This is a genomic window from Acinetobacter sp. CIP 102136, from assembly GCF_000369685.1.
Classification (GTDB): Bacteria; Pseudomonadota; Gammaproteobacteria; order Pseudomonadales; family Moraxellaceae; genus Acinetobacter; species Acinetobacter fasciculus.
In genome coordinates this window covers 10,663-26,663 of the sequence record NZ_KB850145.1, presented here as the reverse complement: position 1 = coordinate 26,663, position 16,001 = coordinate 10,663, and the positions used below count along the sequence as shown (strand labels likewise).

The following is a 16,001-nucleotide window of genomic DNA, read 5'->3' as shown; positions in this document are numbered from 1 at the left end:
CGTCAGTTCGCAAAGTAGACACTTTGCTCTGATATATCTGCTATGGATCTGGATTAGATAGGTAATATAGATGCCTGGATAAACGCTGCAGCTTTTATCCAAGCATCGGGATTAGACGTTTTAGAGATTATGGACCAGACAATAACATTGGCAGTCCATAATCTACTAAAACCAATAGAAGGTTAAACTTTGGATATTGCTTGTATTGTCCACCTGTGGACTATATAATCAAATTTAATCAAATTATGGACGGTATATAATGACAAATGCAGATTTTAAACTGCTAGTTGAATCATTGGGGTTCTATAACGCTGAAGCGGTAAAGGATTATTTCAAAGCTATAGGCTTCAATGAATCTATTAACGTCCGACCAATTCAATATTGGTTAAATGGTAAGAGCGTAGCTCTAAATATGTCAATTCCAGACGATGTGGTTGAGCATTTTAAACAGCTTGAACAAATGAAAATTGAGTTATCAAACCAAGAAAAATTTAAGAAAAATACCTTTCTCTACAAAGATAAATATTTAATGTGGGAAAAATTCCCTGAATTAAATGGGCTACCTTGTACGTACTTAAATCAATTAATGATTCTGGTGAATATGCTGCATGGTTATAGAGAAATGCAGTATTGCACAAATTACTAAGGATCATAGAATGAAAAATCAGGATCTTTCTATTGTCGAGTTGGTTAGTAAACGTAATAAAATTGTCTATACGATTTGTGGATTATTAGTCTTACTGACAGCCTTATCTTTTGCCAGATACTTTCTAAATTTTAGTATCCTTTATCTTTTAATTTTGCTTATCCCATTCTTTGCGCTTATGTACTGGATGATACAAGTCACTGAAGATATAAAAGATAAAATAATTAGTTAGGAAGGACAGGAGAGGCTAGTGGTACAATTGTTGATCCTTCTACACGTAGAGCCGTGTGATGGCGGGAAGCAAAGGTAGCAATACAAAGTCTGAATTGTTAGTTGCATCTGCTGCGTAAAAAAGATTTTGGTATCGTCTCCTGTAAAAGATCTTCCAGAAAAACCGGATATTATTTAGCCAAAATATAGGTCGGTGATTTTTTATACATAGCTGTTTTTGGCATGGTCATCATAATTTTCATCTTTTCATCTTTTCATCTTTTCATCTTTTCATCTTTTCATCTTTTCATCTTTTCATCTTTTCATCTTTTCATCTTTTCATCTTTTCAGGTTATTGGCAACGTAGACAGAATTCTGGTAAGAAAAAATCTTTCATAATCAGGAAAATGATTCTAGAGATTGTAGATCTCCTGCTCTCTTTAGTAACTAGCGAGTCTACATTCTCTGTGAATGTAGTATTCGGGGAGCTAAAAAAGATCCGAAAAAAGTAGTTAGTATAATTGCTGACTGACTTACAGGTTATGAACAGTTTTTTGAAATACTTGACACTCCAAAAGACAAATGTAAGCAGACAATAAAGATTCATACTAAGCAATAAATTATCATCCTAAATTCAATCAAAGCGAGTATTCAATAACTTAAGTTTATTTTGATTAATTATAGATCATTTTGGGATGATGCTTTATGGTTTGAAGCCTGTTTTGTAGAAATGCAAAATCAATAACTTAGAATAGTTTCTGCTGATTCTTTATTATTCATCTATACCTAGTAAAATTGTGGTAAATGTTTAAAATCTTATCACTTACTGATAATATCATAGCGGTTTAAATGTTAAGTGATAGATGGAATACTCATGACTAGTATCGGATCATACGATTCAAAAAGGTGTTCAATAGGTATTAAAGGTCAATTAGGTAATGCTAATGATCCTATTGATATTTGGTTTGATTCCATTAAATCGGTAGCATCAGTTTTATCAGAAGAAAATAGAAAGCTACTTAAATTAATTTCATCTGAGTCGCCAAAAAGTATTACCGAGCTATCTAATTTGACAGGTAGGGCAGTGAGTAATCTTTCACGTACTATGAAAACATTTGAAAAATATGGTTTAGTTTCAACGAAGGTAAATGGCAAGACAATTACGCCAATAGTAAAATATGATTCTTTTCATATTTCTTGCGGACTAGAGTTTAGTAAAGAGCTTAGTGAGTTAAATTTGAAACAATATAGTCTAGTATCGATGTTTACTGGTGTTGGCGGTTTAGATATGGGGTTTGAGGGTGATTTCTCTTATAAAGATCATTACTTCGAAAAGCAGCCATTTATTAATTTAGCAGCATATGAAAAAGATGCTAAATGTGTAGAAACTATAAAAAAGAATTTGGATATACCAATCCATCATATTGAGCTAGCAGAAGATTTAGTAGAATCATTTCCTTCAGCAGATATTTTGATAGGGGGCTTCCCTTGTCAAGACTTTAGTTCTTGTGGGCCTAAAAGAGGGCTTTCTTCGGAAAGGGGGCAATTGTACAAGGTTCTAGTTCGCTATATGGAAAAACATCAGCCCAAAATTGTATGTGCAGAAAATGTTCCAAATATAGCAAGAATGCAGAATGGAGAGGTTATAGAAACTATTATAAAGGATTTTGAAAAAGCGGGTTACAAAGTTCAGATTTGGGATCTTTATGCACCAGATTATGGTGTTCCACAGAGCCGTAGACGTATTTTCTTTGTTTGTACACGTAAAGATTTAGTTGGTGAGCCAAAAAAGCCACTCCCAAGCTTTCTTAATTCTTATCGTGGAACAAAGTGGGCAATTGAAGATTTAGAAGAAATTACAGATGAGTCAGTTCCTAATCAAAGCCAATACTTTAAAGCATCTAAAGCTAAAAAGGGGAATGGTCAAGGGGATGAGCACTGTAAGGCGAATGAACCATCATATACAATTCGCGCAAATGCGAAATCAAGAGTTCAATTTCATTACAAGCTTGAACGCAGATTAACTATCCGAGAGTGTGCAAGACTACAAACCTTTCCAGATTCATTTATATTTCCACACTCTGCAACTTCGAACATCATGCAAATAGGTAATGCAGTCCCTCCTGTTTTATCTTATGCTGTCGCAAGCAAAATAAAAGAATTTTTAAATAATTTGTAATCAGGTACTTATACATGGGTAACAGGGAAGAAATCTTTAAGTATATTTTTGCAAGAGCCGATGAAGTTGGATATATGGGTTTGGATTCGGCTTCATCAAATAAATTTCAAGATGATTTAGAAAATGATCCTGAGTTAATTAAGATAGCAGGTGAAAAATTATTAAGAAACTATATAAAGGACACTGTATTAAATAATTACAGTAAAAAAAGAAGATATATTAGTGAAGATGATGTTTTAAATATTTTTTTTGAAAAAGATGATCTAAAAATCATTGGTGCAAAAAAGGATTTAGAAAATGGTTTATTTTCTATTAAGTATGAGAATAATTTTTCTAGATGTACTAGTGCAAGTTTCAATGAGTGGCAAACAGTAATTAAAAGATTTGGTAAAAAAAATCTTAACGAAGTTCGATTTGCATTTTTGACATGTGGTGGTATTAAGAGAGATGATGAAGAGATAGCTGAAGTAAAAGAAATACTAAATTCTTATAGCATTTCAGTCTTTATAGTGAAGCCGAATGAAAAACCTGTAAGTATAAAAGATTTTTTTAAAATACTACCTTCGCCATTTGGTTCTTTAAGTTCAAATTTAAGACTTAGTAAGAGTTTTATTTTGCTTGCTGGTATCTCGGGAACAGGTAAAACACGGTTTGTACGTGAACAAGCTAAAGCTTCAGGAAGTTTGGCAGAAACATATTGCTTAACTGCAGTACGCCCAGACTGGCATGAGCCAAGTGATTTATTAGGATATGTATCTCGTTTAACAGGAGTAGCTGAATATATAACTACTGATATTTTATGTTTTATTATTAAAGCATGGAAAGCTGTATTAGATGCAGGAATTGAAATTTGTAAAGATAGTAATGATAAATTAGTTTTTAGCGGAAATAGAGATCAATTAAGTCAAATACCTCCATTTTGGCTTTGTTTAGATGAGATGAATTTAGCTCCAGTTGAGCAATATTTTGCTGACTACTTATCAATTCTTGAAACAAGGGAATGGGGCTGGTTAGAAGAAAAATTTACTTATTATACAGACTCTCTTTTAAAGCCAAATGCTCTCAATGAAATACATGATATTCAAAAATTCAGAGAGAAAATAGGGTTAGATGATAAATTCTATGATCATGCATGGGAGTTTTTTAAAGATAATGGAATAGGTATTCCATTTAATCTGTTAGTTGCTGGAACAGTAAATATGGATGAGACTACTCACGGTTTTTCAAGAAAGGTTTTAGACAGAGCATTGAGTTTTGATTTTGGTGAATTTTTCCCTAATAATTATAGTGAGTATTTTGAACCACAAACCCAAAATAAAATACTAACTTATCCAACTCTTTCTAGCGTGCAAATATCGGACTTACCACATATTGATAGTGATGGAAAAAAAACAATTACATTCCTGCAAGACATTAATGATTTATTAAATAATACTCCATTTAAATTGGCATATCGTGCATTGAATGAATTATTGCTTGCTGTGGTTGTGTTTGATCCTAAAAATGAACTGGAATTAATGTCAGTGTGGGATGATTTTTTAATGTGTAAGGTTTTACCACGTATTGAAGGGGATAGCGATAAGTTGGTTAATTTACAATCTGATAGATCAATTCTAAAAACTCTCGAACAATTATTAGAGGAAAAGAATTTAGCCTTAAAAGAGGATTCTACCCTAGTCAGCAAACGTCCTGATCTTTTCCGTGAATTAAAAGATACTACTCCAGATTTAATAGAAATTCCTTGGAGAAGTGTAGCAAAATTAAGATGGATGCAATTAAGATTAGAAAATTCAGGTTTTACTAGTTTTTGGCCATAAGTATTTTAATGGGGATGGTCAACTATGCAGCATTTATTATTAAATCTAGCGACTTCAGACTTTCAATTCTCTATATGGGCCAATGATATTACCCTTAATAGCCGTCAAGAAGTTTATGATTCAACTCTGAATAAACGTAAAATTAAGGATGTTTTAAATGCTGAAGATAATGTATTAAAACAGAGAAATTCAATTATCTATTTTTCGCAACCATTAAAAATTAATGAGCTAAAAATTAATGAGATAGTCGTTGATCAAGATACATCTAAAGAAATAACTGATATTGAATTATTATCATTTCTTTTTTTTGAAAATGTTCAATATCATTTTGAATGGATTTTTTCTCAAGAAGTTAACGTTGCAGAAATAGTACATAATAATGAATCATTAAATCAGTGCTTTCGCTTTATCAATGCTCATGGTTCAATACCTGCACGTATTACAGGAACCATTAATACTGGAAATAATATTGGTTGGATGAGACTGCCTTTACAATATAAAATAGGTAGTCAAATTTTCAGAAATGAATTTTCTTTTGAAGTTCTTCCAACCAAAATGGCTTTACATGCTGATTTGCCAGTAATGTACCAAGATATAGATAAAGAATTTCCATTATGGCGCTTTAGTCTTGTGGAAAAAACAGAGCAAAATGCATCCAAAAATCAAAATCGAGGGGAATTCCCCTTAATGTGGTTAGCAAATTTTGCACAACTAAGGGAGCGTTTTGAACAGGGGCTTAAGATTATTTCACAGGCACCTCATAATAGATTACAAACGCAAAATTCATTTTTAAAAGCAGATAGAATTAAAGGTCGTATCAATCATCGTACGAATGAAAAAATTAAAGAAGATAGGGTGAATAAGAATTATGAAAAATATTATAAAATTGAAACTAAAAAAATAAGTGTAGATACTCCTGAGAATAGATTCATTAAGTTCATCATCATGACCTCTAAAAAAAAATTGGCTCTATTTGAGAGTACATTAAGGAAAAATAATGATGCCTTAATAAAGAATGATAAACTAGGTAAACAGCGTCTTTCAAATTATTTTTTACAAGAGATAAACGATTGGCAACGATCTTTGCATAAAATATCATCACAAAATTTTTTTAATAGTGTTGGAGAATATAAGGGATTAAGTAAAGAATCATTAGTACTTCAACAAAAAACAGGTTATAGCGTAGTTTATCGAATATGGCAGGATCTAAAGTTTTATTTAGATAAATTTGGAAATTTATCTAATGTTTCTATGAAATCTGTGGCTGAAATATATGAAATTTGGTGTTTTTTAACGATTAAAAATATTCTACAAGATGATTTAGGATTTGAAGAAATTACATCCCTCAAAACAAAGTTAGTGTTAAAAGAGTTTTTTGAATATCAATTAAAAGATGGATTTTATGGTGCATTCAAGTTTAAACGATCAGATGGGATTGAAGCTCGTTTAGTACATGAGCCTATATTTTCTGACCAGGGCAGAAAAATTCGATCATATTTAGTTACACAGAAACCAGATATTGTTTTAGAAGTAAAAATACCCACTGGAAAAACTTTTGTATGGATATTTGATGCCAAATATAGAATAAAAAATAAAACAAATTGTTCTGATAATGAGGATTATAATGCATCGGATTACGTGCCAGATGATGCAATAAACCAAATGCATAGATATCGTGATGCATTAATAAAAATTACGTCTGAAATGAGTTTTGAATCGAAGTTGGCTTCAAAAAGTAGACCAATATTTGGGGCTTTTGCTTTATATCCTGGTTATTTTAATCAAAATGAGGAAGATAATCCATATCATAAATCTATTATGGAAACAGGTATAGGTGCATTTGCTTTATTGCCTAGCGCTGAAGCTGATGAGAAGAGTGGTCATAAATGGTTAGCAAATTTTTTATCTGAGCAGATCGGTGGACAAAATTCTGTCTATACAAATTCTAATGCTTTGAATGAAAAATTATATTTAGAAAGTTTCTCTCGTATACCTGAATTTGGTATGCAGCAAGTCTTTTATCCTGACTTAATTGCGATTTTGCCATCAAATAAAAAATTGGATGGTGAGTCAGTAGAGTTAAAAGCAAGAGTAAATAGATTTTATTCTGATCTATTTATTTTACATTTAGGCAGTATTGATCATCATGATAATCTTAATTTGATAAATGAAATTAGATATTTAACATTTATAGAGGAGTCTGATGAGGATCAATTTGTTGGGCAGATCACTCACATTTGGCCAGTAAATAGTGTTAGTTATGTAGACAATAATATTTTCACTGAAGATGAAAGCAAAGGGATTGATTCAAAACAATTATTTTGTGTATTTAAGCTTGGGAAACGTTTAGCTTTATTGCAAAGAATTGTGTTTAAATCCTCTGAAGCCGTAAATAATGGGGTTAAATTTACAAGGTTAGAGTTTTTAAACTCTGCTACTACAAGTAACGATATTGATTTTGTCTATACGCATGAAACATGGGCAAGTATAGACGGGTAATTGAATAGTCACCAAAACTCTAGACACACCTAGCCATCTTTTACAGTTAGAGTTGGTGAAATATTATTTTATTTTCCTTTGGTATATCTTCGTTCAGAAACATGCCCAAGTTAAAAAGAATTTTGGTTTTATCTTCCAATGCTAAAAAAGAAAAATTGTGCAAGAATAGGAAAAGTATTAATAACTCATTTTATTTATCTATCCGACTGGATATTTTCATTAAAGCTCAGAGGTCTTTCTAAGAATTCACATGTTAGAGCCAAAATTTAAATTAGTACCACTTAAAAATTATCGCCACCCTTATAAAGTTGAAAATATTTCTTATATGGATACTGAGGACCCAAGATTTACTTATGTTGTTATCGGTCTAGCCCCAACTAGTAAAAATATTAAGAATAAAAAATACCTTATTCGTGTTCTTATGATGAATAACCATCTTGAATCTAATACTGAATTTAATATTGCATCAGGGTTGTTTACCAGTCTTATACATCCTGATATTTCAGTAGTTGTTAAAAACATAGCACACCCAGTACAAGATTCAGATTTACTTAAAGCATTAGCTCAGACAGCAATGGATACTTTCGCTCAAGAGTACAGCTATGCTTCGATTATTGAAAATCAGGATATGGCCCGTTTATTCGGCTTCTTAATATCTTCTATGATCGGAATCGAGTTCAACCCCAATCCAATTAAATCTGAGATGGCGGTTGCATCTGAGCTTTTAAAAAATATTGAAGATATTGTTTATATATATGATAACTACATGGCTCTTGATCTAAGTAATGAGCTAAAGGCTGAACTTAATTATCAATTCTGGTCAGCTATCACAATGATGACGCGTAGTAACACTCTAGTGTATATGGATAATTCAAGAGGTACAGATTTTTCCAGTCTTGCCAATAATAAAACGAACTTGACTATTAAAAATCTAAAAAAAGCGATTGAAACCAGCCTTCCTTATTTCAATAAAGTGCATATTCAGCGCGAAATTCGAGATTTATTAACTCACCCAGATTTTGATTTATCTAACAGAAAAATAATTTGCAAAGATATGCTTATATCCTCTCCACAAGCTAGTAGGCTGAATACGCAAGTTTATATGAAATATAAAACTGCCATAGCGATCCTTTATCGTGCTTATCTTATTTCTGTGGAGAAGAATATTCATGAAATTGAGATCAAAAGGTTAAATATTATTCTTGATGAATCTGCTTACCGTCTTCAAAGTACTGGTCAAGATCCCCTTACATTTAAGATTCTTAAAGACCTATTTATGATAGTGAAAAAGCCTTTAAATGCTTACGGCAATAATGATGTTGAAATTCTTTTTAGTGAAGAAATTTCTAATGTCATCAAGAACCATGCCTTAGTATCTTGATCAATAAAATCCAGTTTACCTGATAAAAAACCCGACATACTGCGCCAAAGATGGCACACCTAAAATTGTGGATCAGTGTGCCTTACCACTGACAGGTAAAGGTGTAGTAAATCGTATTATTACTGACTTAGGTGTACTCGATATCACCTCTGAAGGTATTAAGCTAGTTGAATTGGCCAAAGATGTAAGCTTTGAGGATATCCAAAAAGTTACGGGCGTCAAACTGCTTCAATAATAACAAAATTTAAACTTTCCTCTTAAAGCTCATAATAGCCTTAAGAGGAAGCGTACATATGCGATATTACTAAAGAAAAGAAATTTACAGAATTAGAGGGACATTTCCCAAATTTATAATTTGAATTTAGGTGATTAAGAAATGCTCTTATCTTAAATGTTTTGCAACATAGCTAACGGATACCATTTCTTCCTAATTAAATTTCCCAATCGAAAATCGTATTGCATTAGAGCCTAAACTATTTTTTTAAATGTCTGAGGTGGCAAATTATAGGGAATTTTTAAAAAATATTTGTAACTATAGAGTATACCCTAAGATAACATTATAAAAGTTCTTAAAACCATGTAACATTTAAATGATTTTTAACCATATGTAACATGTAACTTTGATATTAAAGATTTATAATTTACGAAATTGTTCATTTTTATCCAATTGGGGCATAAAAGAATGAAAGGTCAAAAAGTAGGCTATGTCCGGGTGAGTTCGGTCGAGCAAAATACGGGACGTCAACTTGAGGGAACTGAAGTCGACCGGATTTTTGTTGATCGTGCTTCAGGTAAAAATACCGACCGACCGAAATTTCAAGAAATGTTGAACTATGTCCGGGAAGGGGACAGGGTGATAGTACATTCCATGGATCGTTTTGCGCGAAGCCTGAAAGATTTGGTCACTGAAGTAGATAAACTGGTTAAAAGAGGGATCGCCATCCAGTTTGTAAAAGAAAATATTACTTTTACCGCTCAATCTACCCCGATGGATAATTTGATGCTGCAATTGATGGGTGCTTTTGCCCAGTTCGAACGTGAGATCATTTTAGAACGGCAAAAGGAAGGAATTAAATTAGCCTCTGCTCAAGGGAAGTACAAAGGCCGGGTACATAAATTGAAGCCTGATCAAGCTGAAGCTTTACGACAAGCATGGAATGAAGGGAAATACCCTTCAAAAATGGCATTAGGTCAGGCATTTGGAATTAGTCGCCAAGCGGTATACCGTTATTTAAAAACCGGTGAATAACGGCACTGTTGCAAATAGAGATTTGAGTCGATAAAGTTTCCTTTAAAAAGTGCTTATGTATGAGAGTAAAAAAGTTTCATACTAAGTAATAGTGTTTAATATTCTATTATCCATAAATTTTTTAATTCTACAAAAAACCACTTTCCAGTGGTTTTTTAAATTAATTTGATATATCTATTTGATATCAAATATAAGATTTTCTTTATCATATTTAGCAGAATATGCTACTACAGACTCAGAATGAAGTTTTTTATCTTTGTCCGTATAATTAATACTTATTGAATCCTCAGTATCTGAATACTGTATTTGATATTTATATGAAGCATTTGGTGCTAAATCACCAATAACATCTACTTTTTTTGATGTTTCATACTTAAAATTAACATTATAAACGGGACTATCAGTTTTGTTATTTACGGTGATAGTTCCATTATCTTTTTCCATAGGTGAGCAAGCCACTATAAATATACTCGCAGCACCTAATAAAATACCTTTATTAAAAGTCATAGACATTCCACCTTATAAATCCTAATTTTTTTATTTTTCACCGACTGAATTTGACCATACCAAATTCCCATTTGATATGATTTTCAATCTTCCTGCCCGTACTTGAGCTTGAGTTAAACTCGCAAATGATGATTGTAAAAGCGTCGTAGGATTGTTTTTCCCTAAACTGATACCTATCGAGTTATTATAAATATCCATAGACCGTTCTGTTGCAGGCTGTCCTGTAGAACCGAATTCATGTGCATCACTCCATTTTTTTGCAAAATCGGCTCCCACATCTATTGTCATGCCAAAGTTCCAAACAGCATGTCTAAATGCATCACCATTTCCATTATGCATAACTGAACTAGTATTTACATATCTCGCTTTAGTAAGATCTATAGCAGTTTTGGCATTTGCGATACATAGTAAACCCTTAGCTCGGTTTGCATTATAAAGTGCTTGTTCTTGAGCATTTAGATAACCATTTATATATCCGTCCATATCGGTATATACAGACGAAATTGTAGCTCTGGATGAGCGCCCAGGAGTTTGCACTACTTCTGTTTTCAATAAAGAATCGGCATATTCATTTAATTCAGCTTCACTAGCATCAGGGTTTTTATTCTGAAATTCACGTAACTTTTCAGCAATATTGTCAATTGAATTAGTAACAGAAGCATTATAGGTGATTACAGGTTCAGGAGAAGCAGTATTACTATCAGCAGCCAGCAGCGTATAACTGTCCTGTTATTAAAGATAAAGACAAAGCAAGAATATAAGTTTTTTTCATTTTCCAATAGTATCCTTTTAATTCGATTGATATTCCAATTTAGAATGTTTTCTGCCTTACAAAGTAATCTTTTGTTTATTTAATTTTTATAAGACTTATAAGATGAAATTAACTCATTGAGCCTAAAGCTTCATATAAGTATGAAACTTTATTACTTTAAAAAAAATTAGTTGGTCATGTTGGATTGCTTCAGTATGAGTCTTTATTTTTTTAGCTTAGGTCTTACCATTTAAAATCAAAGGGTTAAGAGTAACCTAGTATGATACTTTTTTACTCTCACACACCGATCGCAGCTTCAACCTATTACCGAACTTTAGATCTCGCTGACAATCCAGAACATCGAGCGAAACGAGATCTACATGATGAGCATCATGCTGAACAAATTCAACGAATTTGGAAAGAAAGTTCAGGTCGATATGGTGTGCGTAAGGTCTGGCAACAATTGAAACGTGAAGGCTATGTTATTGCACGTTGTACAGTTGCTCGATTGATGCAGAAGTTAGGTATACAAGGTGTTTGGCGTGGTAAGAATAAACAAACTACTCGTAACCGAGATGACCAAAAACGAGCAGATGATTTAGTGAAACGTAATTTTAATGCTGATCGACCTGACCAACTGTGGGTAAGTGATTTTACGTATATTCAAACAAATTCAGGCTGGGTCTATACCGCCTTTATTATTGATGTGTTCTCACGAGCAATTGTTGGATGGAAAGTATCTACACGGATGAATACAGATATGGTACTCGATGCACTTGAGCAAGCATTGCACGATCGAGGCATGCCAAAGAATGTGATTCATCATTCCGACAGAGGTGTGCAATATCTTTCCATTCGCTATACCAATCGTTTAGAAGCTGCAAATTTACGAGCATCAGTCGGTACGACTGGTGATTCATACGATAATGCTTTGGCTGAAACAGTGAATGGCTTATACAAAACAGAGGTGATTGAATATCTAAAAGCAGATTGGCAAGGTTTAGCAGATGTACAACTTGCGACACTAAACTGGGTAGATTGGTTCAATAAAAAGCGTGTACACAGTGCACTGGGTTATGTATCGCCTTTTGAGTTTGAAGCAATGTACTATGATAAGATTAACCCGTTAGGTTAGGTGGCCTAACTTAAATAAAAAAGTCTCCGACAAACCCGGTACGGTTCACATTGAAGTAGCTTCAAAATGAAGCTACTTCAATGTCTAGGATACTGGGTGCAGTCCACTATTCACTTCAGCCTACCTTGACTGTAGGTGTTTAAAAGCTGCTTTATAATAAACAGAAGAGTGTTCATTCTTAAGATTATTATACTATAATCGTTTGATAATATAGCACAGTTATAAACACTCTCCAGATACATAAATTACCAACTAACATTCACACGTCGATTTGGAGCTAAACAGCCAACAAGACGATTATTAGCTTTGTTACCAGCACATTGTTGGTATAAATCAGTTTGGCTATTGGCTTGGATTTGAATGCGATTTACATCAATGCCTTCATTTACCAAAAGCTTCGCTACTGTATTCGCTCGCTGAGCTGAAAGTTGATGGTTGTATGAAAATTTACCCAATGGATCAGCAAACCCTGCAACTGTAATCGGACCTGTTGAATTGCTTTGCTTAATTCGCTCGGCAATTGCCGCCACAGAACTTGAACCTTGTTCGATTGCATTTGCATTTGAACGATCAAATGCAAAGAATACGCTTCCTGATCTTGCTCCAGCTAAATTCGTATCATTTGGTACTTGATTGTTTGCACCCCAAGCCATTAAACCTTCACAAGCCTCCCCTTTCCAGGATAAGCGCTCAGATAGATTTTTTTTATCAAAGTCTACGCGTAATTGGCAACGTAAATAATCTTGGCTATTTGGTTGGCGAATATCTAACACATAGTTCCACGTTTTGACAAAAAATACCCCTTCGCTAAATTGAGGATTGCCCAAAATATATCGAATTTGGTCTTTAGTTAAACCTGTATCTAAGCGTGCAACATTGTCATATTCATAACGCTGTACTTGTTTAAGGTAACTTTTTTCAACCGTAGGAAATTTAATTTCCTCTTGCTGAACAACCACTTCATCATCTGCAATTGCAGTGATTGCTATCGTAGAAACCATCCCAAATACTAATGCTTTTATCATATTTTTCATTTTTTACTCTCTTAATCTGTTGGAAGCTAGGAGAGTCAGATGACTCTCCTCGACAATGAATTAGTCGATTACACCGCTGATACCGATACGTACACTTGGATCACCTTGTGATGCTGCTGCAACACCACCTGTGATTGACCAACGTCCATTGTCAGCAGTTTTACGTAAGGTCACACCCACTGCATTTTCACCACCATGATAAGAAGCGCCTGCTGCATACGTATATTTACCTGGTACGAATGGTGCTGTCTCTAAAGCCATTGCCGCCGCAATACCCGCATTCGCACGTTTTTCTACATCATCAATACGTTGGTTTGTTGAGTAGAACGCTTGCTCTAGACGATTACTTACATTGTCAATTTTGGTATTCAATGCTTGATCTGCTTTATTTAAAGCATCTACTGCACCACCAACATTGTTGTAATCTTTACCACCTACGTTATATGTAGGATTAGTAAAGCTTTGCGTAATATTGTCATACCCAGCTCCACCACCAAGATACTCAGCAATTTTTTGGTTCGTTGTATTCAACTGTGAACCATTTACCGCATCTTTAGAATCTGCTTTGATTGCACCATCTTTAACGCCAGTTACAACACGATCACCATCTTTACCTGCAACATTTACTGTAGTACCACCAGTATCTTTACCAACTGTGATTTCACCATTTGGTGTTTGTTGTTGAACAAGACCAGATTTACCACTGTTGATATTGTCGATATTGGTTTGGATGTTAGAAATATCACTTGTGTTTTGGTTCACTTGTTGTTGAACATTCCACAACTGACCGCCATTCACAGCATCTTTAGAGCCTTGAGCAACTTCACCATCTTTTACATTACTGATGGTTGTGCCATTAGCACCACCTAATGTGATTTTGTCTTTATTTGCGTCATCGTATTTAACCGCATTATTCGCAAGCTCATTAACATTGTTATTTACATTGCTAATCGCTGTGTCTAATTGACCCTTATTCACAGCATCTGTAGCACTCGTACCTGCTGCAACATTGGTAATTTGTTTATTACCTGCATTGATTCCTTGTGTTGTTACACTCGGACCGCCTGCAATTACTAAACCAGTGTTGTTTAATACAACAGCATTATTACCAATGTTAATGCCTGAATTGTTCAGAACAGTATCACCTGCTGCAATAGAATCGACTGTTAAGTCCTTAGCAGTTGAAACTTCATAGTTATCTGAACCATCTGCATTTTTCGTCTTATTCACAACAATGTTTTCACCATTTGACACTGTTGTTTTAGACGTGGTTGCAGCATTGCCAATTGCTTGATCAAGTGCTGTTAATGCATCACCAACGTTAGTTTGAGTACCTTGAGCCACATTATAAGTTGGGCCTGTGATCGTACCATCAGCATTTACCTTTGCATTACCACCAAGGCTGTCTACAAGTGCAGTTTGTGTTTCAACCACTTGATTACCGACAGCTTTCAATTGAGCAACGTTAACTGCATCTGCATCGGCTGTACCAGCCGCAACGCCAGTAATTTGACGGTAGATACCATTTGCAGCATCACCAACTGCGACTGCACCAGTTGTAGATGTAGTGTTGCTAATTGCAGTTTTGTCAGCTGTAGTTGCTGCTGACAATGTATAACCTGCAACATCAGCACCTGTAGTCGCTGCCGAACCCGTACCTAAAACAACTGAACCAGCAACTGTTTGAGTTACATTGTTTCCAAGTACAAAGGTATCGTCTGTCAATACTTGGTTGTTGTTACCCACAGAGTAACTGTTGCTGCCATCAACAATCGTTGGGTCACCAATTGCTCCTGAATGATCCCCATTCACTTTGTTACCAGTACCGATGCTGATAGATTGAGTACCTAATGCTTCTGCACCGTTACCAATCGCAATTGACTGAGCGCCAGCAACTTTCGTGTTGTGACCTAGTGCAACAGAACTATCTGCACCCGCTTCAACGATCGCGTTGACACCAATTGCAGTTGAGTTCAATCCACCTGCACTTGAGTCATTTGTCGTACCTAAATCACCTTTAGAAGTGTCTGCATTGGTATGGAAGAATTTCACACCTTCTGTATTCATCTTCTGAACAGTCTGAGCAATCGTCAAACGATCAGTCGTTTCTTGACCTTGCTTATCATAAGTAAGGAACAAAGAGTCCTGATTTTTATTGTCTGGTTGAGTATTTACAACCTGATCAATAATGTTGACTTTATTACCATTACCATCAACAACTTCTGTAATATTGTTGCTAATTACTTGTTGTAATTGTTCTTCAGTCGCTGCACGACCTTGAGTTGCAAAGTCAGCAGCCGTTAAGTCTTTATTACTTAAGCCTTTGATAGTATTTGTCGTACTATCGATAGCAACATTTCCAACTGCTATTTGACCAGTCGTTACGCTATCCAAAGTCAAGTCTTTACTTAAAGCAAATGCAACATTATTACCTGTCTTAGTTGCTGTTAAGTTGCTATCTGTTGGATCAGCTACACCGATATCTACCGTATCGCCCGCTTTGATTGCACCTGCATTGGCACCATTGCTTGCCAAGTTAGTTCCAGCCTTTGTCTAATTCACTGATCGCAGCACCTACGTTGTTCACGTCTGT

Annotated in this window: 10 protein-coding genes and 3 pseudogenes; 9 read left to right on the top strand and 4 right to left on the bottom strand. The window is 34.4% G+C overall.

The features are described 5' to 3' along the window. The first annotated feature begins 259 nt into the window (after positions 1-259). The 8 genes and pseudogenes from F893_RS15605 (at position 260) to F893_RS15575 (ending at position 9,981) form a co-directional block, all read left to right on the top strand. Positions 260-646 carry a hypothetical protein gene (locus F893_RS15605; protein ID WP_005253245.1) on the top strand — a complete coding sequence of 129 codons (387 nt, stop codon included), beginning with the start codon at positions 260-262 and terminating at the stop codon, positions 644-646. Between the two features lie 10 nt (positions 647-656). Next, entirely contained in the window at positions 657-878 is a 222-nt protein-coding gene (locus F893_RS15600) for a hypothetical protein (RefSeq protein WP_005253243.1), read from the top strand. 852 nt (positions 879-1,730) lie between these two features. After that, complete coding sequence (dcm, locus tag F893_RS15595) at positions 1,731-3,035, top strand: DNA (cytosine-5-)-methyltransferase (RefSeq protein WP_005253241.1); 1,305 nt, start codon at positions 1,731-1,733, stop codon at positions 3,033-3,035. Positions 3,036-3,049: 14 nt separating this feature from the next. Then, positions 3,050-4,852 carry an McrB family protein gene (locus F893_RS15590; RefSeq protein WP_005253233.1) on the top strand — a complete coding sequence of 601 codons (1,803 nt, stop codon included), beginning with the start codon at positions 3,050-3,052 and terminating at the stop codon, positions 4,850-4,852. Between the two features lie 24 nt (positions 4,853-4,876). Continuing rightward, complete coding sequence (locus tag F893_RS15585) at positions 4,877-7,351, top strand: DUF2357 domain-containing protein (RefSeq protein ID WP_005253230.1); 2,475 nt, start codon at positions 4,877-4,879, stop codon at positions 7,349-7,351. A gap of 250 nt (positions 7,352-7,601) precedes the next feature. Next, entirely contained in the window at positions 7,602-8,732 is a 1,131-nt protein-coding gene (locus tag F893_RS15580) for a hypothetical protein (RefSeq protein WP_005253226.1), read from the top strand. 37 nt (positions 8,733-8,769) lie between these two features. After that, positions 8,770-8,967, top strand: a pseudogene (locus tag F893_RS17605) (succinyl-CoA--3-ketoacid-CoA transferase); the annotation flags it as partial. 447 nt (positions 8,968-9,414) lie between these two features. After that, a complete protein-coding gene (locus F893_RS15575) occupies positions 9,415-9,981 on the top strand; it encodes a recombinase family protein (RefSeq protein ID WP_004282045.1) in 567 nt (188 codons plus the stop codon). Positions 9,982-10,155: 174 nt separating this feature from the next. Here F893_RS15575 and F893_RS15570 read toward each other — a convergent pair whose 3' ends face one another. Both F893_RS15570 and F893_RS15565 read right to left on the bottom strand, forming a co-directional pair. Continuing rightward, complete coding sequence (locus F893_RS15570) at positions 10,156-10,488, bottom strand: hypothetical protein (RefSeq protein ID WP_005253224.1); 333 nt, start codon at positions 10,486-10,488, stop codon at positions 10,156-10,158. A gap of 30 nt (positions 10,489-10,518) precedes the next feature. Beyond that, the gene (locus F893_RS15565; protein ID WP_109104475.1) at positions 10,519-11,040 is read right to left on the bottom strand and encodes a DUF6973 domain-containing protein; all 522 of its coding nucleotides are present in this window, start codon (positions 11,038-11,040) and stop codon (positions 10,519-10,521) included. 503 nt (positions 11,041-11,543) lie between these two features. On the opposite strand from F893_RS15565, the pseudogene F893_RS15560 reads away from it, so the two are divergent. Next, positions 11,544-12,374: pseudogene (locus tag F893_RS15560) on the top strand (IS3 family transposase); the annotation flags it as partial. A gap of 245 nt (positions 12,375-12,619) precedes the next feature. Here F893_RS15560 and tpgA read toward each other — a convergent pair. Both tpgA and F893_RS15550 read right to left on the bottom strand, forming a co-directional pair. Further along, a complete protein-coding gene (gene tpgA / locus F893_RS15555; RefSeq protein WP_004282048.1) occupies positions 12,620-13,408 on the bottom strand; it encodes a trimeric autotransporter adhesin/peptidogylcan-associated protein TpgA in 789 nt (262 codons plus the stop codon). A gap of 60 nt (positions 13,409-13,468) precedes the next feature. After that, a pseudogene (locus tag F893_RS15550) lies at positions 13,469-15,949 on the bottom strand (YadA-like family protein); the annotation flags it as partial. Positions 15,950-16,001: the final 52 nt, after the last annotated feature.

Excerpts from the sequence above, each read along its gene's own strand:
- F893_RS15605 (WP_005253245.1), top strand. The coding sequence starts at position 260 with ATGACAAATGCAGATTTTAAACTGCTAGTTGAATCATTGGGGTTCTAT.
- F893_RS15600 (WP_005253243.1), top strand. The coding sequence starts at position 657 with ATGAAAAATCAGGATCTTTCTATTGTCGAGTTGGTTAGTAAACGTAAT.
- dcm (WP_005253241.1), top strand. The coding sequence starts at position 1,731 with ATGACTAGTATCGGATCATACGATTCAAAAAGGTGTTCAATAGGTATT.
- F893_RS15590 (WP_005253233.1), top strand. The coding sequence starts at position 3,050 with ATGGGTAACAGGGAAGAAATCTTTAAGTATATTTTTGCAAGAGCCGAT.
- F893_RS15585 (WP_005253230.1), top strand. The coding sequence starts at position 4,877 with ATGCAGCATTTATTATTAAATCTAGCGACTTCAGACTTTCAATTCTCT.
- F893_RS15580 (WP_005253226.1), top strand. The coding sequence starts at position 7,602 with ATGTTAGAGCCAAAATTTAAATTAGTACCACTTAAAAATTATCGCCAC.
- F893_RS15575 (WP_004282045.1), top strand. The coding sequence starts at position 9,415 with ATGAAAGGTCAAAAAGTAGGCTATGTCCGGGTGAGTTCGGTCGAGCAA.
- F893_RS15570 (WP_005253224.1), bottom strand. The coding sequence starts at position 10,488 with ATGACTTTTAATAAAGGTATTTTATTAGGTGCTGCGAGTATATTTATA.
- tpgA (WP_004282048.1), bottom strand. The coding sequence starts at position 13,408 with ATGAAAAATATGATAAAAGCATTAGTATTTGGGATGGTTTCTACGATA.